This window comes from Sulfitobacter pacificus (assembly GCF_030159975.1).
Classification (GTDB): Bacteria; Pseudomonadota; Alphaproteobacteria; order Rhodobacterales; family Rhodobacteraceae; genus Sulfitobacter; species Sulfitobacter pacificus.
In genome coordinates, this window is the sequence record NZ_BSNL01000001.1 from 510,621 (window position 1) to 534,555 (window position 23,935).

Annotated in this window: 27 protein-coding genes; 14 read left to right on the plus strand and 13 right to left on the minus strand. The window is 57.5% G+C overall.

Annotated elements, in window-relative coordinates; genetic code table 11:
- Window positions 1-6: 6 nt before the first annotated feature.
- The 12 genes from QQL78_RS02535 to QQL78_RS02590 all read right to left on the minus strand — a co-directional run bounded on the left by QQL78_RS02535 (window position 7) and on the right by QQL78_RS02590 (window position 11,510).
- Entirely contained in the window at window positions 7-402 is a 396-nt protein-coding gene (locus QQL78_RS02535) for an MAPEG family protein (protein ID WP_284370255.1), read from the minus strand.
- A 112-nt stretch (window positions 403-514) separates the two neighbouring features.
- Window positions 515-2,038 (minus strand): 2-oxoglutarate dehydrogenase complex dihydrolipoyllysine-residue succinyltransferase, encoded by a 1,524-nt coding sequence (gene odhB / locus QQL78_RS02540; protein WP_284370257.1) that lies wholly within the window; start codon window positions 2,036-2,038, stop codon window positions 515-517.
- Window positions 2,035-5,001, minus strand: a complete 2,967-nt coding sequence (locus tag QQL78_RS02545) for a 2-oxoglutarate dehydrogenase E1 component (RefSeq protein WP_284370259.1) — start codon at window positions 4,999-5,001, stop codon at window positions 2,035-2,037. Before QQL78_RS02545 ends, odhB begins: the two co-directional genes overlap by 4 nt.
- Before the next feature lie 48 nt (window positions 5,002-5,049).
- Window positions 5,050-5,511 carry a DUF805 domain-containing protein gene (locus QQL78_RS02550; protein WP_284370261.1) on the minus strand — a complete coding sequence of 154 codons (462 nt, stop codon included), beginning with the start codon at window positions 5,509-5,511 and terminating at the stop codon, window positions 5,050-5,052.
- Window positions 5,512-5,569: 58 nt separating this feature from the next.
- Window positions 5,570-6,457, minus strand: a complete 888-nt coding sequence (gene sucD, locus QQL78_RS02555) for a succinate--CoA ligase subunit alpha (RefSeq protein ID WP_284370263.1) — start codon at window positions 6,455-6,457, stop codon at window positions 5,570-5,572.
- 60 nt (window positions 6,458-6,517) lie between these two features.
- A complete protein-coding gene (locus QQL78_RS02560) occupies window positions 6,518-6,793 on the minus strand; it encodes a hypothetical protein (RefSeq protein WP_284370265.1) in 276 nt (91 codons plus the stop codon).
- 20 nt (window positions 6,794-6,813) lie between these two features.
- Window positions 6,814-7,326 carry a hypothetical protein gene (locus tag QQL78_RS02565; protein ID WP_284370267.1) on the minus strand — a complete coding sequence of 171 codons (513 nt, stop codon included), beginning with the start codon at window positions 7,324-7,326 and terminating at the stop codon, window positions 6,814-6,816.
- Window positions 7,327-7,348: 22 nt separating this feature from the next.
- Complete coding sequence (sucC, locus tag QQL78_RS02570) at window positions 7,349-8,542, minus strand: ADP-forming succinate--CoA ligase subunit beta (protein WP_284370269.1); 1,194 nt, start codon at window positions 8,540-8,542, stop codon at window positions 7,349-7,351.
- Window positions 8,543-8,845: 303 nt separating this feature from the next.
- Window positions 8,846-9,877, minus strand: a complete 1,032-nt coding sequence (locus QQL78_RS02575; protein ID WP_284370271.1) for a MaoC family dehydratase — start codon at window positions 9,875-9,877, stop codon at window positions 8,846-8,848.
- Window positions 9,877-10,080, minus strand: a complete 204-nt coding sequence (locus tag QQL78_RS02580) for a DUF1737 domain-containing protein (protein WP_064222527.1) — start codon at window positions 10,078-10,080, stop codon at window positions 9,877-9,879. The genes QQL78_RS02575 and QQL78_RS02580 overlap by 1 nt, the downstream gene beginning before the upstream one ends.
- A gap of 10 nt (window positions 10,081-10,090) precedes the next feature.
- Entirely contained in the window at window positions 10,091-10,648 is a 558-nt protein-coding gene (locus QQL78_RS02585; RefSeq protein ID WP_284370275.1) for an NnrU family protein, read from the minus strand.
- A gap of 4 nt (window positions 10,649-10,652) precedes the next feature.
- Entirely contained in the window at window positions 10,653-11,510 is an 858-nt protein-coding gene (locus QQL78_RS02590; RefSeq protein WP_284370276.1) for an HpcH/HpaI aldolase/citrate lyase family protein, read from the minus strand.
- Window positions 11,511-11,839: 329 nt separating this feature from the next.
- Between QQL78_RS02590 and QQL78_RS02595 the strand changes: the two genes are divergently transcribed.
- Window positions 11,840-12,172 (plus strand): hypothetical protein, encoded by a 333-nt coding sequence (locus QQL78_RS02595; protein ID WP_284370278.1) that lies wholly within the window; start codon window positions 11,840-11,842, stop codon window positions 12,170-12,172.
- 91 nt (window positions 12,173-12,263) lie between these two features.
- On the opposite strand, the gene QQL78_RS02600 is transcribed toward QQL78_RS02595, so the two are convergent.
- A complete protein-coding gene (locus tag QQL78_RS02600) occupies window positions 12,264-13,019 on the minus strand; it encodes a sulfite exporter TauE/SafE family protein (protein ID WP_284375409.1) in 756 nt (251 codons plus the stop codon).
- A 157-nt stretch (window positions 13,020-13,176) separates the two neighbouring features.
- Here QQL78_RS02600 and QQL78_RS02605 point away from each other — a divergent pair, with 157 nt between their 5' ends.
- The 13 genes from QQL78_RS02605 (at window position 13,177) to QQL78_RS02665 (ending at window position 23,932) form a co-directional block, all read left to right on the plus strand.
- Window positions 13,177-14,016: a PRC-barrel domain-containing protein gene (locus QQL78_RS02605; RefSeq protein WP_284370280.1), complete on the plus strand. Its 840-nt coding sequence runs from the start codon at window positions 13,177-13,179 to the stop codon at window positions 14,014-14,016.
- A gap of 180 nt (window positions 14,017-14,196) precedes the next feature.
- Window positions 14,197-15,159, plus strand: coding sequence for a malate dehydrogenase (gene mdh / locus QQL78_RS02610; RefSeq protein ID WP_025043906.1), 963 nt, complete (start codon window positions 14,197-14,199; stop codon window positions 15,157-15,159).
- A 142-nt stretch (window positions 15,160-15,301) separates the two neighbouring features.
- Entirely contained in the window at window positions 15,302-16,039 is a 738-nt protein-coding gene (locus QQL78_RS02615) for a DUF1194 domain-containing protein (RefSeq protein ID WP_284370282.1), read from the plus strand.
- 139 nt (window positions 16,040-16,178) lie between these two features.
- Entirely contained in the window at window positions 16,179-16,562 is a 384-nt protein-coding gene (gene sdhC / locus QQL78_RS02620; protein WP_284370283.1) for a succinate dehydrogenase, cytochrome b556 subunit, read from the plus strand.
- Between the two features lie 12 nt (window positions 16,563-16,574).
- The gene (gene sdhD, locus QQL78_RS02625; protein ID WP_284370285.1) at window positions 16,575-16,946 is read left to right on the plus strand and encodes a succinate dehydrogenase, hydrophobic membrane anchor protein; all 372 of its coding nucleotides are present in this window, start codon (window positions 16,575-16,577) and stop codon (window positions 16,944-16,946) included.
- A 41-nt stretch (window positions 16,947-16,987) separates the two neighbouring features.
- The gene (gene sdhA, locus QQL78_RS02630) at window positions 16,988-18,793 is read left to right on the plus strand and encodes a succinate dehydrogenase flavoprotein subunit (protein WP_284370287.1); all 1,806 of its coding nucleotides are present in this window, start codon (window positions 16,988-16,990) and stop codon (window positions 18,791-18,793) included.
- On the plus strand, window positions 18,793-19,086 hold the full coding sequence (locus QQL78_RS02635; protein WP_284370288.1) for a hypothetical protein: 294 nt from the start codon (window positions 18,793-18,795) through the stop codon (window positions 19,084-19,086). Before sdhA ends, QQL78_RS02635 begins: the two co-directional genes overlap by 1 nt.
- Window positions 19,087-19,101: 15 nt before the next feature.
- Window positions 19,102-19,428 carry a hypothetical protein gene (locus tag QQL78_RS02640; RefSeq protein ID WP_284370290.1) on the plus strand — a complete coding sequence of 109 codons (327 nt, stop codon included), beginning with the start codon at window positions 19,102-19,104 and terminating at the stop codon, window positions 19,426-19,428.
- A gap of 2 nt (window positions 19,429-19,430) precedes the next feature.
- Entirely contained in the window at window positions 19,431-20,240 is an 810-nt protein-coding gene (locus QQL78_RS02645) for an FkbM family methyltransferase (protein WP_284370293.1), read from the plus strand.
- A 68-nt stretch (window positions 20,241-20,308) separates the two neighbouring features.
- Window positions 20,309-21,088, plus strand: coding sequence for a succinate dehydrogenase iron-sulfur subunit (locus QQL78_RS02650; protein WP_284370295.1), 780 nt, complete (start codon window positions 20,309-20,311; stop codon window positions 21,086-21,088).
- Window positions 21,089-21,160: 72 nt separating this feature from the next.
- On the plus strand, window positions 21,161-21,376 hold the full coding sequence (locus QQL78_RS02655; RefSeq protein WP_284370297.1) for a hypothetical protein: 216 nt from the start codon (window positions 21,161-21,163) through the stop codon (window positions 21,374-21,376).
- Between the two features lie 64 nt (window positions 21,377-21,440).
- Window positions 21,441-23,087 carry an FAD-binding dehydrogenase gene (locus QQL78_RS02660; protein WP_284370299.1) on the plus strand — a complete coding sequence of 549 codons (1,647 nt, stop codon included), beginning with the start codon at window positions 21,441-21,443 and terminating at the stop codon, window positions 23,085-23,087.
- On the plus strand, window positions 23,084-23,932 hold the full coding sequence (locus tag QQL78_RS02665) for an urea carboxylase-associated family protein (RefSeq protein ID WP_284370301.1): 849 nt from the start codon (window positions 23,084-23,086) through the stop codon (window positions 23,930-23,932). Before QQL78_RS02660 ends, QQL78_RS02665 begins: the two co-directional genes overlap by 4 nt.
- Window positions 23,933-23,935: the final 3 nt, after the last annotated feature.

Sequence of the window (23,935 nt, forward strand, 5' to 3'; positions counted from 1 at the left end):
TGGGAGTTAGATGAGTGCTGCAAGCAGCATAAGAGCGGTGGCGAGAAAGCCTGCGCACCAGATGTAGGAACGGGCAGGAACGAGGCCTTTGGCATAGGCAGGTACATAAGCGATACGCGCAGCAAGGTAGACCCATGCGCATAGGGCGGTAAAGCCGGAATTCTGACCGGACATCTGGATCACACCCACGGCAATTGCGAACAGGATCAGACCCTGGAAATGATTGTCAAAGGCGCGTCCCAGACGGGCGGTTTGCTCTGACATCTGGCGGCTGGGCTCACGGTCGCGCGGCGACATGGTATAGCCCATGCCGATTTCCTTGTTGGCAGGTACCGCATAAGCCACGAATTGCACAACTTGCAAAAGCGCGGCGAGGGTAAGGACGGTGAGTTCGGCTGTCATGTGATGCCCTTTTGGTATTTGGACGAAATCAGTGACGCGGCAATGCGACAACGGCGGGGAGACCCCCGCCCTACAGTCGGCCCGTAGGGCGGGGGTCTCCCCGCCTTGTGGTTTACAGATCCATCAACAGGCGACGTGGGTCTTCCAACATCTCTTTAACCCGCACAAGGAAGGTTACCGCGCCTTTGCCGTCGATGATCCGGTGGTCATAGGACAGCGAGATATACATCATCGGGCGGATCACAATCTCTCCGCCGACAACCATCGGGCGGTCCTGAATTTTGGCCATGCCAAGGATACCGGACTGCGGCGGGTTCAGAATCGGCGCAGTCATCAAGGAGCCATAGACGCCGCCGTTCGAGATGGTGAAGGTCCCGCCGGTCATATCCGCCATGGTCAGCTTACCATCACGGGCTTTCTTGCCCATGTCGCCAATCGCCTTTTCGATACCGGCAAAAGACATTGTATCCACGTCACGGATCACCGGCACCACAAGGCCCGTGGGCGTGCCTGCGGCAACGCCCATGTGAACGTAATTTTTGTAGATCACATCGGTGCCGTCAATCTCTGCGTTGACCTCCGGGATCTCTTTCAGCGCATGGCAGCAGGCCTTGGTGAAGAAGGACATGAAGCCCATGCGCACGCCGTGTTTCTTTTCAAAGTCTGCCTTATAGGCGTTCCGGATCGCCATCACCTCGGTCATGTCGACCTCGTTAAAGGTGGTCAGGATCGCGGCAGTGTTCTGGGCCTCTTTCAGACGACGCGCCATGGTCTGTTTCAGGCGGGTCATCTTCACGCGCTCCTCGCGCGCGGCATCATCAGGGGCAGAAGGCGCACGTGGCTTTGCAGCAGCCGTCGGGGCCGCGGCGGTGGTACCGGCGGCAATCGCCTTGGCAACGTCCTCTTTCATCACCCGGCCATCGCGGCCTGTGCCGGTGACCGCATCGCGGTTCAACCCGGCTTCGGCCATGGCTTTCTTGGCGGATGGCGCATCCTCAACATCCTTGCCGCCGGATATTTCGGCACCGGATGCAGCAGGTGCCGTAGCCTGTGCCGGGGCAGCGGCTGTCGCGCCAGCGCCGGAAGAAATCACCGCAAGTTTTGCGGAGGCTTCAACGGTGCTGCCTTCTTCGGCCAAAATTCCTGTCAGCGTGCCGGCCGCAGGGGCAGGCACTTCGACGCTGACCTTATCGGTTTCCAACTCGCAGAGCATTTCGTCCTGTGCAACCGTGTCACCGACCTTTTTGAACCATGTGCTGACGGTTGCTTCGGTCACGCTTTCGCCAAGGGTCGGCACCATCACATCAACAGATGCGCCGCTCTCGTTGCGCGGTGCCTGGCTGGCCGCTTCGTCATCCTTGGCCGCCTCTTTTGCTTTCGGCGCGGCGTCTGATCCGGCGTCACCTTCAGAGATACTGGCCAAAAGCGCATCAACGCCGACGGTTTCACCCTCCGCCGCAACGATTTCAGACAGGGTGCCAGCGACCGGGCTAGGCACTTCGACGGTCACCTTGTCGGTTTCCAGCTCACAGAGCATTTCGTCAACAGCAACCGTATCGCCAGGTTTCTTGAACCATGTTGCCACAGTGGCTTCGGTCACGGATTCGCCCAATGTGGGCACGCGTACGTCGGTCATTTCTTTGATCCTTCAAGTGTCAGCGCCTCGTCGATAAGGGCGGCTTGCTGTGATTTATGCATGCTGGCCAGACCTGTGGCAGGCGAGGCAGCAGCGGCGCGACCGGCGTAGGTCGGGCGTGATTTTTTGGCGTTGATACGGGTCAGGACCCATTCAATGTTTGGTTCGATGAACGACCAAGCGCCCTGGTTCTTGGGCTCTTCCTGACACCAGACCATATCGGCGTTTTTGAACCGTTCCAGCTCCTTGACCGCAGATTGCGCAGGGAACGGATAGAACTGCTCGAAACGCAGCAGATAGATGTCGTCGATGCCCCGTGCATCGCGTTCTTCCAGCAGGTCGTAGTAAACCTTGCCCGAACACATCACCACGCGTTTGATCTTGTCATCCGACACCAGTTTGGTGTCGGAGTTGCCCTGCTGGGCATCATCCCACAATACCCGGTGGAAGGAGGAGCCGGTGGTGAATTCATCCGCCGTGCTGACCGCTGTTTTATGCCGCAAAAGCGATTTCGGTGTCATCAACATCAGTGGCTTGCGATAGCTGCGGTGCAACTGGCGGCGCAGAATATGGAAATAGTTGGCCGGGGTGGTGCAGTTCGCAACGATCCAGTTGTCGCCGCCACACATGGTTAGGAACCGTTCCAGACGCGCGCTGGAGTGTTCCGGTCCTTGCCCCTCATAGCCATGTGGCATCAGGCAGACGAGGCCGGACATGCGCAGCCATTTGCTTTCGCCGGAACTGATGAACTGGTCAAACATGATCTGGGCACCATTGGCGAAATCGCCAAACTGGGCCTCCCACAGGGTCAGCGCATTGGGTTCGGCCAGCGAATAGCCATATTCAAAACCCAGCACCGCATATTCAGACAACATCGAGTCGATGACTTCGTAATCGGCCTGTCCTTCGCGGATGTGGTTCAAAGGATAGTAGCGTTCTTCGGTCACCTGATTGACCAGACCGGAATGACGCTGGCTAAACGTGCCGCGGGTGGAATCCTGTCCCGACAGGCGGACCTTGTAACCTTCGGTCAGAAGTGAGCCGAAGGCCAATGCCTCTGCCGTGGCCCAGTCAAACCCCTTGCCGGTTTTGAACATCTCGGCCTTGGTGTCCAGCAGACGACCAACGGTCTTGTGCAGGGGGAAACCCTCAGGTGCTGCGCAAATCGCTTTGCCCACCTCGGCAAGGGTTTCCTTTTTGATCGCAGTCTTGCCGCGCTGGTATTTCTTGCCGCGTTTGTCCAGATGGGACCATTTACCATCCAGCCAATCCGCCTTGTTCGGACGGTATTCTTTCCCGGCTTCAAATTCATCATTCATGAATTTCTGGAAGTCGGCTTTCATGTCCTCGATCTCGCCCTCGGGCACCAGACCGTCCTTGACCAGACGATCAGCATAGAGGCTGAGCGTGGTCTTGTGGCCTTTGATCTTCTTGTACATCACCGGGTTGGTGAACATCGGCTCGTCGCCTTCGTTGTGACCAAAGCGGCGGTAGCAGATCAGGTCGATCACCACATCCTTGTGAAACTTCTGGCGGAACTCGGTCGCGACGCGGGCGGCATGCACCACCGCTTCTGGATCATCGCCGTTGACGTGGAAAATCGGGGCTTCAACCACCAGTGCATTGTCGGTGGGGTAGGGCGAAGAGCGCGAGAAATGCGGTGCAGTGGTGAAACCGATCTGGTTGTTCACCACGATATGCATGGTCCCGCCGGTCTTATGGCCGCGCAGACCAGACAGGGCGAAACATTCGGCCACTACGCCCTGACCGGCGAACGCGGCATCACCATGGAGCAGGACCGGCATCACCGAGATGCGCGAAGGATCGTTGCGCTGGTCCTGTTTGGCACGGACCTTACCGATGACCACAGGGTTCACCGCCTCAAGATGCGATGGGTTTGCTGTCAGTGACAGATGCACCGTATTGTCGTCAAATTCGCGGTCCGAGGAGGCACCAAGGTGGTACTTCACGTCACCCGAACCGTCGACATCCTCGGGTTTGAAACTGCCGCCCTGAAATTCGTTGAAAATCGCGCGGTAGGGTTTTTGCATCACATTGGCAAGGACCGAAAGGCGGCCACGGTGTGGCATGCCGATAACGATTTCCTTGACGCCCAACTGGCCACCGCGTTTGATGATCTGTTCCATCGCAGGAACAAGGCTTTCGCCGCCGTCCAGACCAAACCGTTTGGTGCCCATGTATTTGACATGCAGGAACTTCTCGAACCCTTCCGCCTCTACCAGCTTGCTGAGGATCGCCTTGCGCCCGTTTTTGGTAAAAGCGATTTCCTTGCCATAACCCTCGATCCGCTCTTTCAACCAACCGGCTTCTTCCGGGTTCGAGATATGCATATATTGCAGCGCGAAAGTGCCACAGTAGGTGGATTTCACAATGGCCACGATCTGTTTCATGGTGGCCACTTCAAGGCCCAGAACATTGTCGATGAAGATCGGGCGGTCCATGTCGGCATCGCTAAAGCCGTAGGCCTTTGGGTCCAGCTCCGGGTGTTCGCCCATGTCGCGCATGTTCAAAGGATCAAGGTCAGCAGCCAGATGTCCACGGATACGATAAGCACGGATCAGCATCAGTGCGCGGATGGAATCCAGCACCGCCTGTTTGATCTGATCGTCACTGACTGCAACGCCTTGTTCTGCGGCCTTTGCCTTGATCTTGTCGCCCGCGGCCTGTGCCTCTGCGGGTTCGGGCCAGATGCCTGTCAACGCGCCCATTGTGTCGCCGGCAGGGGCAGGCGGCCAGTCGTTGCGGGCCCATGTGGGACCGGCGGCTTCGGCCTCGACTGCTTTGCGCTCGTCACCCATGGCTTCGAAAAACACATGCCAGGCCTCGTCAACCGACGCAGGGTCTGCCGCATAGCGTGCATAAAGCTGTTCCAGATAGGCGGCGTTATCCCCTTCCATAAATGAGGAGGCATGGAAGTGATCGTTGGCAGGTTGTTCGGTCATGGCGTTACCTAGCGATTAAAAGGTCGGGGCTGTCAGGGGAAAGGTCGGTTAGGTCAGAGAAACGGGCGGCGGGCCGTATGCATTTGTTTCGGGTTGTGATGGGCGGGTAAGCCACCACAGGAAAACAAGGCTGATGCCCAGTTGTACGAGGCCAAGAATACCGGAAATAAGGATCCGTCCGGTGCTTGGAAACTCGCCCGCTGCATAGGCTGCCTCGGTTGGCATATCGGGCATGAGCAGGGAGTTGATCACGCCAATGGCAAAGGGAAAGATGATCCACCAGCCGGGGCGTCCGGTATCCTGAAGCCGGCGGAAACCAACGGCAAGGACCGGACAAAGGATGGCAAGCGTGAACAGGAACGCAAGTGGCCCCAGAAGCAGCGCAAGAAAAGAGCCGATCATCACGGCGAGAAAAAACCACCAATACTCGGATCGGGACGCGCGCCCCTGAAAGGCCGCATATTTTTGCGTCAGGCAGGTGCGTACTGCGGTGGGAAAGTCCATGGTCATTTTGCGCTCCCGTTCAGATGTTGAGGGGTCGGACAGAGGGCTGCCCGACCCGGGGGATCTAGCCCTTTTCAATCGCTTCCTTAACCGCTTCACCCAATGTGGCAGGGCTGTCGGCCACAATGATGCCCGCGGATTTCATCGCTTCGATCTTGTCTTCTGCACCACCTTTGCCGCCTGCGACAATCGCGCCGGCGTGGCCCATGCGGCGCCCTGGAGGGGCTGTGCGGCCTGCGATGAAACCGGCGGTGGGTTTCCAGCGGCCTTTCTTTTTCTCGTCAGCGAGGAACTGCGCGGCTTCTTCTTCCGCAGAACCACCGATTTCACCAATCATGATGATTGACTGTGTCTCATCATCCGCCAGGAACATTTCTAGCACGTCGATATGCTCTGTGCCTTTAATCGGATCGCCACCGATGCCCACAGCAGAGGACTGGCCATAGCCCAGATCAGATGTTTGTTTCACCGCCTCATAGGTCAGCGTGCCGGAGCGTGACACCACGCCGCAAGAGCCGCGTTTGTGGATGTGGCCGGGCATGATGCCGATTTTGCAGGCATCCGGCGTGATGACACCGGGGCAGTTGGGGCCGATCAGGCGGGATTTGGACCCTTCCAGCGCACGTTGTACACGCATCATGTCCAGCACCGGGATGCCTTCGGTGATGCAGACGATCAGTGGCATTTCGGCGTCAATGGCTTCAAGGATAGAATCCGCCGCAAAGGGAGGCGGGACGTAGATCACGGAAGCATTTGCTTCGGTGACATGCATCGCCTCATGAACCGAGTTGAAAACCGGCAGGTCCAGATGGGATTGCCCGCCTTTGCCGGGGGTCACGCCGCCGACCATTTTTGTGCCATATGCAATGGCCTGTTCGGTGTGGAACGTGCCTTGCGAGCCGGTAAGGCCCTGACAGATAACTTTGGTATTTTCGTCGACGAGTACGGCCATGGTGTTTCCTTGCTGGGTATTCGGTCTTGTTTCAATGTGGCGCAATGCGCCGGATTAGGATCAGTCGATGATGGGTGTGGACCCGTCATTCGCGCGTGAACGCGCGGTGTGATGGCCGCAAGACTGCGTCTCGTGGCAGGGATTTGCTGTCTTCACAATGATGATGTGATGGACGCTTTGAATTCGCGGGGCAGCCTGCTTGTGGGGCCGCTGGGCCAGCTGTGAGGGGCTGGGGTGTACCGCTTGCGGTCCGTTGCGGACCACGGTTTCACCGCCGCCACAGGCGGACAAAGTTGCGATCAGGGCGGCACCTGCTGTTAAGCGCAATGGTTTCATTCTGTCGTCCCTTCGTCTGCTTAATTTGTAAGGCCTAGGCCGTCATAAAGACGGTCCACTGCCATAAATGTTGTTTCTTTACCGGCGCTTTGGCGGGTTCCCACATGCACCACAGCAACCCGTCCGCGCAGAAGTTCCCGCCCTTCGATCAGCGCTGTGCCGTCTTGAGGGAGGTGCGTGTCGGGCAGGGGTATCTTGCTGCCAAACACAGGCGGTGTTTGCATCTGCATGCGCAATGCCGTGATCGCCTGGTCAATATGTGCCCCGTCAAAAGCAACCTCGCAACGTCGCTCGACACCGCGTGGTGCGCTGGCCGGGCGTGGTGCAAGGCTGTCGTCCCAAAACGTCAGATCAAAAGCGGCTGTGTCGGCGCTCATGTTTTTGCGCGCCTCCGCTTCGGTCTGGCCGGCCTTGAAACACCAGCTATTGAAAGCAGTGATCGCCAGTTGGGCCTGATCCGCCATAGCGCCGCCCGCCGCCCCGATCAGGGCGGTAAGGCTAAGCGCATGAGCGACTGTCAGAGCCGAAGGCATCCCTGCGTTCCTTGTTTCGGGCCTAACCCTTTACCGCCGCCACAATCTTTTGTGCGCCGTCTTTCAGGTCTTCCGCAGCGATTACATCGAGGCCGGAATTGTTGATGATGTCTTTGCCCTGTTGCACGTTCGTGCCTTCCAGACGGACAACCAATGGTACTTTCAAGCCGACTTCTTTCACCGCGGCAACAACGCCCTCGGCGATGACGTCGCAGCGCATGATGCCGCCGAAGATGTTGACCAGAATGCCTTTGACCTTGGGGTCGGAGGTGATGATCTTGAAGGCTTCGGTCACTTTCTCTTTGGTCGCGCCGCCGCCAACGTCAAGGAAGTTGGCAGGCTCGGAGCCATAGAGCTTGATAATGTCCATGGTCGCCATGGCCAGACCCGCACCATTCACCATGCAGCCGATTTCGCCGTCGAGGGTGATGTAGTTGAGGTCGTATTTGGACGCCTCGAGCTCTTTCGCGTCTTCTTCGGTCTCGTCGCGCAGCTCGTTAATGTCGGCGTGGCGATAGATGGCGTTGCCGTCAAATGCGACCTTGGCGTCGAGCACCTTAAGGTCACCGCTGTCAGAAACGATCAGCGGGTTGATTTCCAGCATCTCCATGTCTTTCTCAAGGAATGCTTTGTACAGCAGACCCATCAGGCCGACACATTGCTTAACCTGCTTGCCTTCCAGACCCAGCGCAAAGGCGATGCGGCGGCCGTGGAACGCCTGATAACCAGTGGCGGGATCAACGGAGAAGGACAGGATCTTGTCAGGTGTGTTGGCAGCGACTTCTTCGATGTCCATGCCGCCCTCGGTGGAGCAGACGAAAGACACGCGCGAGGTTTGGCGATCCACCAGCAGGGCGAGGTAGAGTTCGGTTTCAATCCCAGAACCGTCTTCGATATAGATGCGGTTCACTTGCTTGCCGGCAGGGCCGGTCTGATGCGTAACCAATGTGCGGCCAAGCATTTTCTTGGCTTCCTGCGCCGCTTCTTCAACCGATTTGGCAAGGCGCACACCGCCTGCTTCGCCTGCGTCCGCTTCCTTGAACTTGCCCTTGCCACGGCCACCTGCGTGGATCTGCGCTTTGACAACCCAAAGCGGGCCGTCCATTTCGCCAGCGGCGGTTTTCGCGTCCTCGGCCTTGAGGACCACGCGGCCATCAGAGACAGGTGCGCCATAGCTGCGCAGAAGGGCTTTCGCCTGATATTCGTGGATGTTCATGAAAAACGGTCCCGTTTTGTTCAAGTCACTGGCAGGCTCGCCGGTGAGTCTTATGGTTCGGGATCAGCCTTGTGTAGTTTTTGTCGCATTGCCAGCAGAAAGCGACATTTGTGATCACAGCGGAAAAACGTGTGATCACAAAACCGGTCAAATTAATATTGTGGCAAGGAAATACCTGCGCCACATGGCCTGAAAGCTGGGTCATGTTGAGGCCGCAAAGTGGAATCGCGGCCTCGTCTCCTTGGAATAACGCGTCTGACGTTTCAGGTATGGAAACGCGCCACGCCGGGCTACAATACGCCGTTAAAGCGGCATCAAAGCCCAATAGTCGAGATCGAGCAGAACCTCTGGCAGATATTTGCCATCATCCCCGCGCAGGGCAAAGGCGTCACCGCCCTTGGTTGCGACCAAACGCAGCCGGATTGCGCCAACGCCGGGTGCATCGGTCTCGGCTTTGTCAATCACCTCTGACCAGGCGCGGATGGTGTCGCCGGACAGGCAGGGGTTGGCATGGGCACCGCCATTCAGACCGACAATCATCTGCGCATTTGCCAGCCCGTTGAACGACAGGGCACGCGCCATGGAAATCACGTGGCCGCCATAGATCAGGCGGGAACCGTCCGGGCGGGCAGAGGTGTCGAAATGCACTTTGGCGGTATTCTGCCAAAGGCGGGTTGCCATCATATGTTCGGCCTCTTCGACGGTCACCCCGTCAACATGATCAATCTGTTCACCGATCTCGTAGTCGCCCCAGCGGTGCGTTTCACCGGCAAGGGTGAAATCGTAGTTGGTGAAGTCCAACCCTTTCGGGATCACCAGCTGATCCGCGCTCAGCGCCTTTGGCAGGTCCGGCACCACGGTTTCGGGCGCGGGCGCATCCAGATTACGTTTGCGCACCATCACCCAGCGGACATATTCCAACACCGGTTCATCATGTTGGTTCAATCCAGTTGTGCGCACATAAACCACACCGGTCTTGCCGTTTGAATTTTGTTTCAAACCAATCACTTCGGACTGGCTGCGCAGGGTATCGCCGGGCCAGACAGGGGCCAGCCAGCGGCCCTGCGCATAGCCAAGGTTGGCCACCGCGTTCAGGGATACATCCGGCACGGTTTTGCCAAAGACGATATGAAAGGCGATCAGATCATCCAGCGGGCTGAACGGCAGGCCACAGGTCTGGGCAAACTGGTCTGAGGAATAGAGCGCATGCCGCGCCGGGTAGAGCATATGATAAAGTGCGCGCTCGCCCATTTTAACGGTGCGCGGTACCGCATGATGCAGGGTTTCGCCAACGGTATAGTCTTCGAAAAAGCGACCTGAATTTGTCTTGGCCATCAATGCGCCCCCAGTTTGGTGTCAGGCGTATAGGTGCCTTCGACCTCTTTCACGACCGACTGGCCACAGCGCATGACGCCGGCCTTGTGGTCCCATGTCTGGGTTGGCGAGCCGTAAAGCTCCCATCCCTTGTTCAATGCCTCTGTAACCTTGTGGCAAAAGGCGGATGTGTCTTCTTCCGACAGGAAGCGATAGAGTTTCATTGTGGTTTCCTTAGGAGGGGGACGGCGAAACGCCGAGCCAGAAGTGGAGGGCGGTGATGAGGACGAACATCACGAGACTGATGACCGCGAGGCGGATATAGGTGGCGCGGCCTGCGGGTGCGGGCGCGGTCCATGCCGGTTCGGCGCGGTTGATCAGGATCACACTGCCCACGGCCCATGCCAGCAGGCCACCAAACAGGATAATCGAGGCAAGATCACCGTTCACCAGCAGATGGGCCGCGGCCCAGATCTTAACCGCCAGTAGCTGCGGGTGGCGTGTTTTATAGGCGGGCCATGCTTTGGCCCCTTTCGCGGCGGAGGATCCATAGACCCAAAGCGCCAGCACCATCATCAGATTGTTAATATGTGTGAGGAACAGGGGCGGCTGCCATACAGGCACAAAGGCGGCCATCCGATAACCGATGATCATCAGCGCCAATGCTGCCAGGATAAGCACAGCAATAATCCCTTTACCGGGCATACCCAGTGCGCTGCGGGCGTCGGGTTTCAGACGTTTGAACCAATGTGCGCCGATCCAAAGGACCAGGCCGATGATCAATAATAACATGTATTCACTCCGCGTTCAGGGCTGCAATCGCCTCCAGCTTTGCCAGAGTTTCCCGTGCGGTGGCAACATGCAGGTTCTCCACGATCTTGCCATCCACCACTGCAACCCCTTGGCCCGCAGCTTCGGTTTCGTCAAAGGCGGCAATCTGGCGGCGGGCCAGATCGACCTCTTCGTCTGAAGGAGAGAAAGCGGCATTGGCCACTTCCAGCTGTGCGGGATGGATCAGAGTTTTACCGTCAAACCCCATGTCGCGGCCCTGATCACATTCGACCTTAAGACCGTCATCATCTTTGAAGGCGTTATAGACACCATCAATGATCGCACATTCATGCGCCTTGGCTGCCAGCAGACACAGGCCAAGCCCCGCCATCATCGGCAAGCGGTCGGCGCGGAACCGGATTTGCAGGTCCTTGGCCAGATCATTGGTGCCCATCACCATGGCCTGCAACTGCCCATGCGCTGCAATCGCCGCAGCGTTCAGCATCGCGCCGGGGGTTTCCATCATCGCCCAGAGCGGGATATCGCCAACAATCTTGGCCAGCGCATCCAGATCTGCCGGGCTGCCGACCTTGGGCAAAAGAATCGCATCCGCACCCATTTTTGCCGCAGCAGCCGCATCTTCGGCCCCCCAAGGGGTATCAAGCCCGTTGATGCGGATCACCTTGAGCCGGTTGCCATAGCCACCGGTCGTGAGCGCGGCAGCCAATGTGGCGCGCGCGGCGGGCTTTTCCTCAGGGGTGACTGCATCTTCCAGATCAAAGATGATCGCATCACAGGCAAGGCTTCGGGCCTTTTCGAGGGCGCGGTCCTTGGAGCCGGGTATATAGAGGACAGAGCGTAGCGGGCGGGTGATTTTGGACATGGGTGAACTCCGGTTGGGTCATAATGTTGCGCGCAAGGGGCCATTTTTTTCGGAATAGTTCAACCGAAATCGCGCCGCAATGCAGCAATGATCAAAATTTGCGCATCTTTTTCGTGCTGCGGGACATTGCATTAACCAATGCTTCAACCCTCCACAGCAAGGTGACAGCCATCGCACCCATTGGGGAGAGCCGTTCCGGCAAGACCGTCGGACATATGCGGCTAGGGGGCGCGGAGAGATCATAACCTGGGCCACCCTGGTCCCGCCGGAAAAATCCGGAGTTGGTCCGAGGACCTTTGGGTGCGGCCTTTCGAATGAAGGCACATAGGATGAATAGAATTGGGAAACTACTCAAGCTGGGCGGATTGACGATTGCGGCAGCCCTGTATCTGGCAACCACAACGGATGTGGCCGCGCAGAACGGTCGCAATTGCGCACCACGTGACGCGGTCATGGACCGGTTGGCAGAAGGCTACGGCGAGACGCGGCAATCGGTTGGTCTGGGGTCCAACAACGCCATGGTGGAGGTATATGCCTCTCAGGAGACGGGCAGCTGGACGATCACCGTAACCTCGCCCGGGGGGCTGACCTGCCTGGTGGCATCGGGGCAATCTTTTGAAACAGTAGCTGACGTTCTGCCTGCCAATGGCAATGACGCCTAGGCGACGCCGCTAACGCGACCCTATCAGGGTGAGAGTTTTCAGGACAAATAACATCAATCAGGCGGGCCAATGTGCCCGCCTTTTTGCAACCTCAGGTCAGCCCGTCCCAGATCAGCTTGCCCCCAGTCAGCAGCAGCAAAACATATGTCGCCCCGAAAAACAGGCGTTCCGGGACCAGAACATGCGCCCGCACCCCTAGCCATGTGCCCAAAAGGGCAAAGGGTGCCAGTAGCAGATTGGCCAGAAATGTCTGGGCTGTGAACATGCCAAGCACCGCATAGGGAATAAATTTGACGATGTTCAGCGCCCAGAAAACCACCACTGTTGTAGCCTGAAATTGCGTCTTGTTCAGGCCGCGGCTGAGCAGAAAGAAAGCCGCCGGTGGTCCACCTGCGTGGCTGATAAATGTGGTGAACCCTGTGATGGCACCAAACCACAGGCCAGCCCCATCCGGCATCCGCGATTTTGCCAGCCGCACCACACCCGTCGCAAGCGCCAGCTGCCATAGGACAAATGCCACGGACACCACACCAATCAGCAGCCGCAGCAGATCAGCAGAGGCCACACGGTAGAGCAGGATTCCGGCCAGAATGCCTGGCAATCCGCCGAGGATCAGCAATCTGGCATCCTGCGCATGCCACTTGCCCCAGTACGGTTTTAAAGAGCTAACGTCGATCAGCATCAGCAAGGGCAACATGATTCCCAAGGCCAGCTCGGGGGGAACCACCAACGCAAGGACTGATGCCGCTGCAAAAGCGGCCCCCGACCCAAAGCCCGCCTTGGAAACACCTGCAAAAATCACAGCCGGGCCAGCGACGCAGAAGAAGAATAAATCAAGCTCTAACATGTCATAGATTATAGGGTGATATGTCATAGTTTATAGATGCTTATGTCAAATATTAAACCATACACATTTTGTTGAAAATTCTTGGAACGAATTCCACGACACCGCGTTGTTAGGGCAGACGGATGATAATCATCCAGGATAAAATGGAGTACCAGTTATGAAACGCTTTCTGAGCACGACAGCAGCCCTTTTGGCTTTTTCCACCCCAGCATTTGCCGACGCACATGCCGCCAATTTCGGCACGGTACAATTCGAGCAGGGTGACTTCTTTGCATCCGATCTGATCGGCATGCGCATCTACAACAGCGAGACCCAAATCGAAGATGGTTTCATGATCAACGATGGCGGCGAAACGGAATGGGACGACATCGGCGAGATCAACGACATCATCGTCAGCAAAGACGGTGAAATCCGTGCGGTTGTCCTTGGCGTTGGTGGTTTCCTGGGACTTGGCGAACGTGATGTGACCGTCTCTATGGACGCCATCAAGGTCGTACAGGAAAAAGACGACGCCGACGACCGTTTTCTGGTTGTGACAACATCCAAGGAAGTGTTGGAGAACGCCCCGGTTTTCGAAGCAGACATGGATGATGAGAAAGCCATGGCGGAGAAAAACATGGACGAAGCAAAGGTTGCCACAGATCCAGAGATGCACGGTGATCTTGCGCTGGTCCGTCCGGTGATGGAGCGTGAAGGGTATGCAGAGATCGAAGCGGTGGAAGTTGAACAGCTGACCGCGGACAAACTGCAGGGCGCATATGTTTATGGTGCCAACGACGAAACCGTCGGTGAAATCGGCGAATTGTTGCTGAACGACGATGGCAAAATTTCTGAGGCCGTGATCAACGTCGGTGGCTTCCTTGGTCTTGGCGAAAAGCCGGTTGCCGTAAGCTTTGAGAAAATCCAGATCCTGAAAGGTGTTGATGGCGACGAGTATCGTTTCTACATCGACAGCACAGAGGAAAAACTGGAAGCGCTGCCTGAATACCAAGGATAAGCGTCAAAATTTTGATAGTTACTGTCAAAGGCCACCGGTTTCGGTGGCCTTTGGTGTTTCGAGAGCGGATCAAATCCGGTAAACTCTCTGCTGTCCTACACGGTAGGAAAACCACGCAACTTGCAGGCTGCTGCGCATTTCGTTATCTCGGCGGCAAATTAACCCTCACGGAGACTTATCATGGCCAGAGCCAAAATCGCGCTAATCGGCGCCGGGCAAATCGGTGGCACGCTTGCGCATCTTGCAGCCATCAAGGAACTGGGCGACGTGGTGATGTTCGACATCGCCGACGGTGTGCCACAGGGCAAGGCCCTGGACATCGCCGAATCGGGCCCATCTGCCAAGTTTGATGCCAACATGTCGGGCACACAGGATTACGCGGATATCGCCGGTGCAGATGTTTGCATCGTGACCGCTGGTGTTGCTCGTAAACCGGGGATGAGCCGCGACGACCTGCTGGGCATCAACCTGAAAGTGATGAAATCTGTTGGTGAAGGCATCGCAGCCCATGCGCCAAACGCATTTGTGATCTGCATCACCAACCCGCTGGACGCGATGGTCTGGGCGCTGCGCGAATTCTCCGGTCTGCCACATGAAAAAGTCTGCGGCATGGCGGGTGTTCTGGATTCCGCGCGTTTCCGCCACTTCCTTGCGGATGAATTCAAAGTGTCGATGAAAGACGTTACCGCATTTGTTCTGGGTGGCCATGGTGACACGATGGTGCCGCTGGTGCGTTATTCCACGGTTGCGGGTATCCCATTGCCGGATCTGGTGAAAATGGGTTGGACAAGCCAGGAAAAACTGGACGCGATCGTGCAGCGCACCCGTGATGGCGGTGCCGAGATTGTTGGCCTGCTGAAAACCGGTTCTGCGTTTTATGCACCTGCAACATCCGCAATCGAAATGGCGGAAAGCTATTTGAAAGATCAAAAGCGCGTCCTGCCTTGTGCGGCCTATGTGGATGGTGCCTATGGTCTGGACGGTTTCTATGTTGGTGTGCCGACGGTGATTGGCGCTGGCGGTGTTGAGCGTGTGGTCGAGATTGAAATGAACAAGGACGAACAGTCCATGTTCGACAATTCTGTCAACGCGGTCAAAGGCTTGGTTGACGCTTGCAAAGGCATCGACGACAGCCTGAGCTAAACAATAGTCAAATGTATGACTGCCAAACGCGTCCCATCGGGGCGCGTTTTTCTTTTGGCGGGGCGCTGTGAACGGTCGCCCCCGTCACCCGCTCGCGGAAAAGAGAGGTGCGCGGGCTGGCGAGCTGACCTAAGCTTACGCCATGCCTCTGCTGTTGTTCCTGTTTCTGGCCATGATGCCCGCGCCCGTGCTTGCCTGCGGGCTGGCATTGGTGCTGGCTGTGGATGTGTCGGGGTCGGTTGACCAACAGGAATACCGTATCCAGATGGATGGGTTGGCCGCCGCCCTGCGTGATGGCATTGTGGTGGACGCCTTGATTGACCAACAGGCACAGATCAGTCTGATCCAGTGGTCAGGCGCATCACGTCAGGAACAATCGGTGCCCTGGACACCGGTGAAAACCGTGGATGACGTGTACCGTTTGGCGGAAGTGATCGAGGCGGTGCCGCGCCCGTGGCGCAATTATTCGACGGCGATTGGTGAGGCTTTGGCGCTGGCGCTTGCCAGTTTCGAGACGCTGGATACCAAAATGCAATGTGACCGCAGGGTCATCGATGTTTCCGGTGATGGGCGATCAAACGAAGGTCCGCCGCCGCAAGACATGCGCCTAGCCCTGCGCCGGGCCGGGATCACCGTCAACGCCTTGGCGATTGAAGAGGAGGGGGGAGATCTGACCGCCTATTTCTTTGAAAACCTGATCGAAGGTGAAGGGGCCTTTGTCGTCAGCGCCCATGGGTTCATGGACTACCCGGCGCAAATTCGGCGCAAGCTGCAACGTGAAACCACGAAACAACTGAGTCGGTTGGTCCCTCCCGGTAAATGTGATCACACTTCTTTCAGCTGTGATCACAAACGCGCTTCCCAACGGATATTGCCCTGATTTTGCGCAGAATTGTCAGCGAAACACCGGGCCAAATGCATCGACCCCCGTGACACTGCCGCAAAAACCGCTATGAGTTATTGCAATGAATGAAAATATACAGCCACTCTTTCTGTAGCCACCTTAAAGGACCTGTGCCATGGCCGATGTAAACCGGGGCAATCGTCCCCTGTCGCCACATCTGACGATTTACCGTCCGCAACTTACTTCGATGACGTCGATCCTGACGCGGATCACGGGCAACGCGATGCTGGTCGCCGCCCTGATGATCGTTTGGTGGTTTCTGGCCGCAGCCAGTTCACCCGAATATTTCGCAATCGCAAACGGCTTTGTGACCAGCTGGTTTGGCGATCTGGTGATGTTCTTTTCACTGCTTGGCCTGTGGTATCACACGTTGGCCGGGATCCGGCACCTGATCTGGGACAACGGTCATGCGATGGATATCCCAACAGCGGAAAAGCTGGGCTGGGCCTGTCTTGGTGGATCGGTCATCTTGACCATCCTCACCGCATTGATCGTGTAAGGGAGCATTCACATGGCATATTTGACAGATCGTAAACGCGCCCAGGGGCTTGGTTCTGCAAAGACCGGCACCGCACATTTCTGGTCGATGAAGGTCAGCGCGGTGGCATTGCTGATCCTGATCCCGCTGTTTGTCTTTACCTTTGGCGCGGCCCTTGGCGGCACCTATGAGGAAATCATCGCCTATTACAGCCGCCCGGCACCCGCGATCATCGCGGCGCTGACGCTGGCTGTTGGATTCAAGCATTTCAACGACGGTGCGCAGACCATGATCGAAGACTATGTGCATGGGACCGCACAGAAAGTCGCGCTTATTCTGGTGACCTGCCTCAGTTACGGCGCAGCGGCGGTTGGCATCTTCGCCATTGCCCGACTGGCATTGTAATTCTGGCGCACTGACCAACTATTTCCCGAAGGAAGACCGATATGGCCGCATATGAGTATGAAACCCACGAATATGACGTGGTTGTTGTGGGCGCTGGCGGGGCTGGCCTGCGCGCAACATTGGGGATGGCAGAGCAGGGGTTGCGTACCGCCTGTGTGTCCAAAGTATTCCCGACCCGCTCTCACACTGTTGCGGCACAGGGTGGCATCGCCGCCTCGCTGTCCAACATGGGCCCCGATAACTGGCAGTGGCATATGTATGACACGGTCAAAGGGTCGGACTGGTTGGGTGACACGGATGCGATGGAGTATCTGGCGCGCGAGGCCCCCAAGGCAGTTTACGAGCTTGAGCATTACGGCGTGCCATTTTCGCGCACCGAGGAGGGCAAGATTTACCAGCGCCCCTTTGGTGGTCACACCACCGAATTTGGCGAAGGCCCGCCGGTGCAGCGCACCTGTGCCGCGGCGGATCGCACCGGTCACGCCATTCTGCACACGCTTTACGGCCAGTCGTTGAAGAACAACGCGGAATTCTACATCGAATATTTCGCCATTGATCTGATCATGTCCGACGATGGCGTCTGTCAGGGCGTTCTGTGCTGGAAACTGGATGACGGCACCATGCACCTGTTCAGCGCCAAGATGGTTGTGCTGGCCACGGGCGGCTATGGTCGCGCTTATTTCTCGGCCACTTCTGCGCATACCTGCACCGGCGACGGCGGCGGCATGACCGCACGGGCGGGGCTGCCATTGCAGGATATGGAATTTGTGCAATTCCACCCTACCGGGATTTACGGTGCCGGCTGTCTGATCACCGAAGGGGCACGGGGCGAGGGCGGGTACCTCACCAACTCCGAAGGTGAGAGGTTCATGGAGCGCTATGCGCCGACATATAAGGATCTGGCGTCACGTGATGTGGTAAGCCGCTGTATGACAATGGAAATCCGCGAAGGGCGCGGTGTGGGCGAGAACAAGGACCACATCCACTTGCACCTGAATCACTTGCCGCCGGAAACACTTGACCTGCGCCTGCCGGGCATTTCGGAAAGCGCGCGCATCTTTGCGGGTGTCGACCTGACCAAGGAACCAATTCCTGTACTGCCGACTGTTCACTACAACATGGGCGGCATCCCAACCAACTATTGGGGAGAAGTTCTGGCCCCGACGGATGATGACCCGGACAAGGTGTCACCGGGCCTGATGGCCGTGGGCGAGGCCGGTTGTGCCTCTGTACATGGGGCGAACCGTCTGGGCTCCAACAGCTTGATCGACCTTGTGGTCTTTGGCCGTGCCGCTGCGATCCGCGCGGCGGAAATTGTCGACCTGAAAACCGCGGTGCCAACGCCGAACAAAGCCTCGGTTGAAGCGGCGTTTGATCGGTTTGACGGGCTGCGCTACGCCAAGGGTCAGATCCCGACAGCAGACCTGCGCCTTGAGATGCAGAAAACCATGCAGGCCGACGCCGCTGTTTTCCGTACTGACAAGACGCTGGCCGAGGGTGAAGAGAAGATGAAGGGTGTCGCAGCCAAGCTGAACGACCTGCATGTCACGGACAAATCGTTGGTTTGGAATTCTGATCTGATGGAAACGCTTGAGCTGACCAATCTAATGCCGAACGCAACGGCGACAATCACCGCCGCTGCTGCACGTAAGGAAAGCCGTGGGGCGCATGCCCATGAGGATTACCCGGATCGCGACGATAAGAACTGGCGCAAGCATTCCCTGACGTGGTTCGACGGCAATGATGCGACACTGGGCTATCGCGGTGTACAGCTCAAGCCATTGACGCAGGAAAAAGAGGGCGGGATCGACCTGAAAAAGATCGCGCCAAAAGCGAGGGTCTATTGATGGGGATTCTGTTGAAAACACAGACGCTGGCGGCTGTTGTCGCACTGGCTTCGGCTTTGCCAATGGCGGTGCAGGCCGACGGTCATAGCGACGCTTATGTCGGGGCCAAAGGCTATGTTGGCGAAGTGGCGGTGCGCCCGACAAAGCAATATTACCCAAAGGATCGCAGCAACGGCAGCCAACCCAAGCGGGTGCGCAGCACCGTGCGGTATACCGTGCCCGGCTGCCCGCCAAAGTTCAACGGCATGTACCGTGGCACGCTTTACTGTGTCGACGGCAGACCAATCGACTGATGGTTGTGCAGTGACATGAGGGCATTTGCAGCCATAGTGTTGTTGTTTCTGACCGCCTGTGCCCCTGTGCAGCAGGCGGTGGATACAACTGCGCGGCAGGGGGCCAAAGGGGTGGTGACCGAAACCCTTGCGACCCGCTTTCCTCAGGTCCCCAAGGAATTGATCACACCGTTTACCGATTGCATCATCGACAATTCCTCTGCCTTGGAAATTCGCGATTTTGCCAGAGCGGCGGTGCTGGGCGTAGATGACCAGACGGTTGCAACGGTGCGCACGGTCTTGTCACGCCCTGAAACGGTGCAATGCCTGCAAACCTCCGCACTCAGCAGCGGTATCATTTGATCATGAGCACAAAGCACAATCCCACCCCCAACCCGACAGAGGCGGCCCTGCTGTCAGAGCGGTTGCGTTCTGTATTCCGCGCGGCGGACCGCCCCACCCGTCGAAAACTGGTGCCGATCCTGCCGCCCGAGGAAATCGAATTTGCCGGCATGCGCATGTATGTGGATCCGCGCGACAATTTCACCGACAGGATGATCTGGCGTGACGGCCACCCGCCAGAGGTGAAATCGTTGATGGCACTGACCGAAGTTGTCGAAGGGCGAAACGCCTTTGTGCTGGATATCGGTGCGAACTCTGGGGCTTATACCATCCCGCTGGCCTTTGCCGCAGGGCCGGACAGCCGTGTCATCGCCTTTGAACCTAACCCTACGATGATTGGCCGTTTGGGCCATAATGTGCGGTTGAACAACCTAGGCACGGTTGTGCGGATTGAAGGTTGCGCGCTGGGCAGTGAGGACGGCGAGGCAATGCTGAACTTTCGCGAACGCAACTTTGGGCAGGCATCGCTGATGCCGATCAAGGCGGGGCAGGATGGGGCGACATTGGTGCCGGTGCGCCCCTTGCTGGATTTCATCCATGGTGCGGAAAACTATGATGTTTCCGTGCTGAAGATCGATGTTGAAGGTGCAGAGGTGGCGGCCCTTGGCCCGCTTCTGGATGCGGCCGGATGGTTGCCGGATGTGATGCTTGTTGAGACGGCCCATGCGGATGAATGGGATGTTGATCTGGTGGCGCAGATCAAGGGGCTTGGCTTTGAAGCCACCCTTCAAGCCGAACAGAATACGCTGTTTGTCCGCAAGGACGCGGCCTGAATAATCGCTGCCGCAGGTGGCAAAACGAATGAAACGGGCAAGCCTGCCCAGAAAGATGGAGACGCGACATGGTTCAGCTGACACTCCCCAAGAACTCGCGGATGACAAGTGGCAAGACTTGGCCCAAACCGTCCGGCGCGACGAATGTCAGGGAATTCCACATCTATCGTTGGAACCCCGATGACGGCAAAAACCCGGCGGTTGATACATATTTCGTCGATATGGACACCTGCGGCCCGATGATTTTGGACGCGCTGATCAAGATCAAGAACGAAATCGACCCAACCCTGACCTTCCGTCGTTCCTGCCGTGAGGGGATTTGCGGATCCTGTGCAATGAATATTGACGGCATCAACACGCTGGCCTGTACTTATGGCGTTGAAGAAGTGAAAGGCGCGGTCAAGATTTACCCGCTGCCGCATATGCCAGTGGTCAAGGATTTGATCCCCGACCTGACACATTTCTATGCTCAGCACGCCAGCATCCAGCCGTGGCTTGAAACCGAAACACCCGCACCTGTGAAAGAATGGAAGCAGTCGGTGGATGACCGCGCCAAACTGGACGGTCTTTACGAGTGCATCATGTGTGCCTGCTGTTCGACATCCTGCCCCAGCTACTGGTGGAACGGCGACCGCTACCTTGGGCCAGCGGCGTTGCTGCACGCCTATCGCTGGATCATTGACAGCCGGGATGAGGCAACAGGCGAGCGGCTGGACGAGCTTGAGGATCCGTTCAAGCTCTACCGATGCCACACGATCATGAACTGCGCCAAGACGTGTCCAAAGGGGTTGAACCCGGCATTGGCCATTTCCAAGATCAAGAAACTGATGGTTGAACGCACCGTTTGACCTGACCACACCAAAGGGTCCGGCAGCCCCGCAGTTGTGCGGTGATTGCCGGAACCGCCAGTAAGGCTGCCGGTGTTTTTCCTTCCATTCCTGATAATTGTCGTAATTGCGGTGGCGATATACGCCAACCGTAACAAGGACCGCCGCCGCTGTCGGTGGCGTCAGACCACTCGCGAAAGCTCCGGTGGCTTGATCCGTTACAACTGTATCACCTGTGGTCAGGAAACCGCCCGCAGTGATGGGGTGCCCCGTCAGTGTTTGGCCCAGTCCGGCAAACCCGAGGCGTGACACCGCGTCTTTCTCGACAAGCGGCGCGGATCGGCACTATCCTCGACCAAAGCGGGGAGAGCGCATGGATAATACTCAAACGGACGTCATCATTGTAGGCGCAGGCCTTGCCGGCATGGTTGCGGCCCATGAGGCGATCTTGCGCGGGCGCAGCGTTCTGATGCTGGATCAGGAAGCGCCGCAATCCCTTGGCGGACAAGCGTTTTGGTCTTTGGGCGGTTTGTTCATGGTCGACACCCCCGAACAACGGCGCATGGGGATCAAGGACAGCCCTGAACTGGCATTGAATGACTGGATGGGGTCGGCGCAGTTTGACCGTCCTGAAGATGCCAATCCGCGCCTTTATGCCGAACGCTTTGTTGAATGGGCGGCAGGCCCGATGCGTCAATGGTGTTTTGATTTGGGGATGCGCTGGTTTCCCGTTGTCGGCTGGGCCGAACGGGGCGGGGCGCAGGCGCATGGGCACGGCAATTCGGTGCCACGGTTTCACATCACATGGGGCACCGGCACCGGGGTTGTTGCCCCTTTTCTCAAACGGATGACCGAATATGCTGCCGCCGGAAAGCTGAAACTGGCTTTTCGCCATCGGGTCACAGGATTGATCACTACAGATGGTGCCGTGACGGGTGTGCGCGGTGACGTATTGGAAAACTCAACAGCGGCCCGGGGGCAAAGCACCTCGCGCGAGGTAACAGGCAGTTTTGAACATCACGCCGATGCCGTGGTTCTGACCACCGGCGGCGTTGGCGGTGATCATGCGCTTGTCCGCAAACACTGGCCAGAGGCCCGACTGGGCAAACCGCCCAAGGTCATGGTGGCCGGTGTGCCCGATTACGTGGATGGCAAGATGCATGGCATTGCCAAAGCGGCGGGTGCGGGGCTGATCAACGAAGACCGCATGTGGCATTATTGCGAAGGGGTGCAGAACTGGAACCCGATCTGGCCGAACCACGGCATCCGCATCCTGCCCGGTCCGTCCTCGATGTGGTTTGACGCCAAGGGCCAGCGCATGGAAGCCCCGTTCCTGCCGGGCTTTGATACTTTGGGCACGCTTAAACGTATCCTGCAGGCGGGCGAGCATTCGTGGTTCATCCTGACGCAAAAGATCATTGAAAAGGAATTTGCCCTGTCCGGGTCAGAACAAAACCCCGATCTGACCGATGGCGGCTGGATGGACGTGCTGAAGGCGCGGGTTGGTGCCGGGGCGACACCGGCGGTTGAGGCCTTCAAAAACAAAGGTGCGGATTTTGTTGTTGCTGATGATCTGGAGACCCTTGTCGCGGGGATGAACCGGCTGACACCAGATCACCCGCTTGAGCTGGAAGGGTTGCGGCGACAGATTGCCAGCCGCGATGCGCAGCTGGCCAACCCTTTCAGTAAAGACGCCCAGATCACCGCCATTCGCGGGGCCCGTGCATACCGTGGGGACAAGCTGATCCGCACGGCCAAACCGCATGCGATCCTTGAGGGTGAAAATGGTCCGCTGATTGCCGTGCGTCTGAACATCCTGACGCGCAAATCCCTTGGCGGGCTACATACGGATATCGAGGGCCGCGTTTTAACGCCTGACGGGACAGTGATGCCCGGGCTTTATGCTGCGGGAGAGGTCTGTGGCTTCGGTGGTGGCGGGTATCACGGGTATAACGCGCTGGAAGGCACATTTTTGGGCGGCTGCCTGTTCTCGGGCCGCATTGCAGGACAAAACGCATGACAGAAAACACCCCGTCAGACGCCGAGGCACGCCGCGCTATCCAGCCGGTGATCTGCTATCCGGTAGAGACATTGCCACAGCCCGACATGGCGCTTTATGCCCAAGCCCGCGCCGAATTACGCAAAACGGATGAGGTGCTGGTGCCGCCACGGGATGCAAGTACCTTCACCGTACCTGCGGGCCATTTCTTTCGGATATCCTCTGTTGAGGCGGCGCAGGTGGGTGACTTAAACTTGTGGAACGCCAAGGATCTGAGCGAAAAGTTCTATTCCGGCAAAACCCGTGCGCTGCATGGCACCCATATCACTACGGGCCAGCAGATGTGGTCGAGCTTCCCGCATCTGCGCCCCATGACCACGATTACCCGTGATACGCTGGATTGGTATGGCATCGACGCATTTGGCGGCTCTGTGCATGATGTGATCGGCACCCGCTGTGATCCCTATACGCATCATTTGTTGAAAGGCGGACAATATCACCATTGCTGTCATTCCAATTTGACCCGCGCCTTGGCGGCACATCTGGATGTGCCATTGGCAGAAGCGGAGCCACATGTGCACGATGTGTTAAATGTCTTTATGTGCACAGGCTTTACCCGCGATACCGGCCAATACTTTATGAAAGCCAGCCCCGTGCGCCCGGGTGATTATCTTGAGTTCTTTGCTGAGATTGATTTGCTGGGCGCGCTTAGCGCCTGTCCCGGTGGGGATTGCTCGGCAGAGCATTCATCGGATGTGGCCCGCTGTTACCCGCTGCTGGTAGAGGTATTTGCCCCGGAATTGGACGTCTTAAAAGCCCGCGCAGACAATCATGTGAATGGCTATGATCGCACGCACGGGCTTTGAACC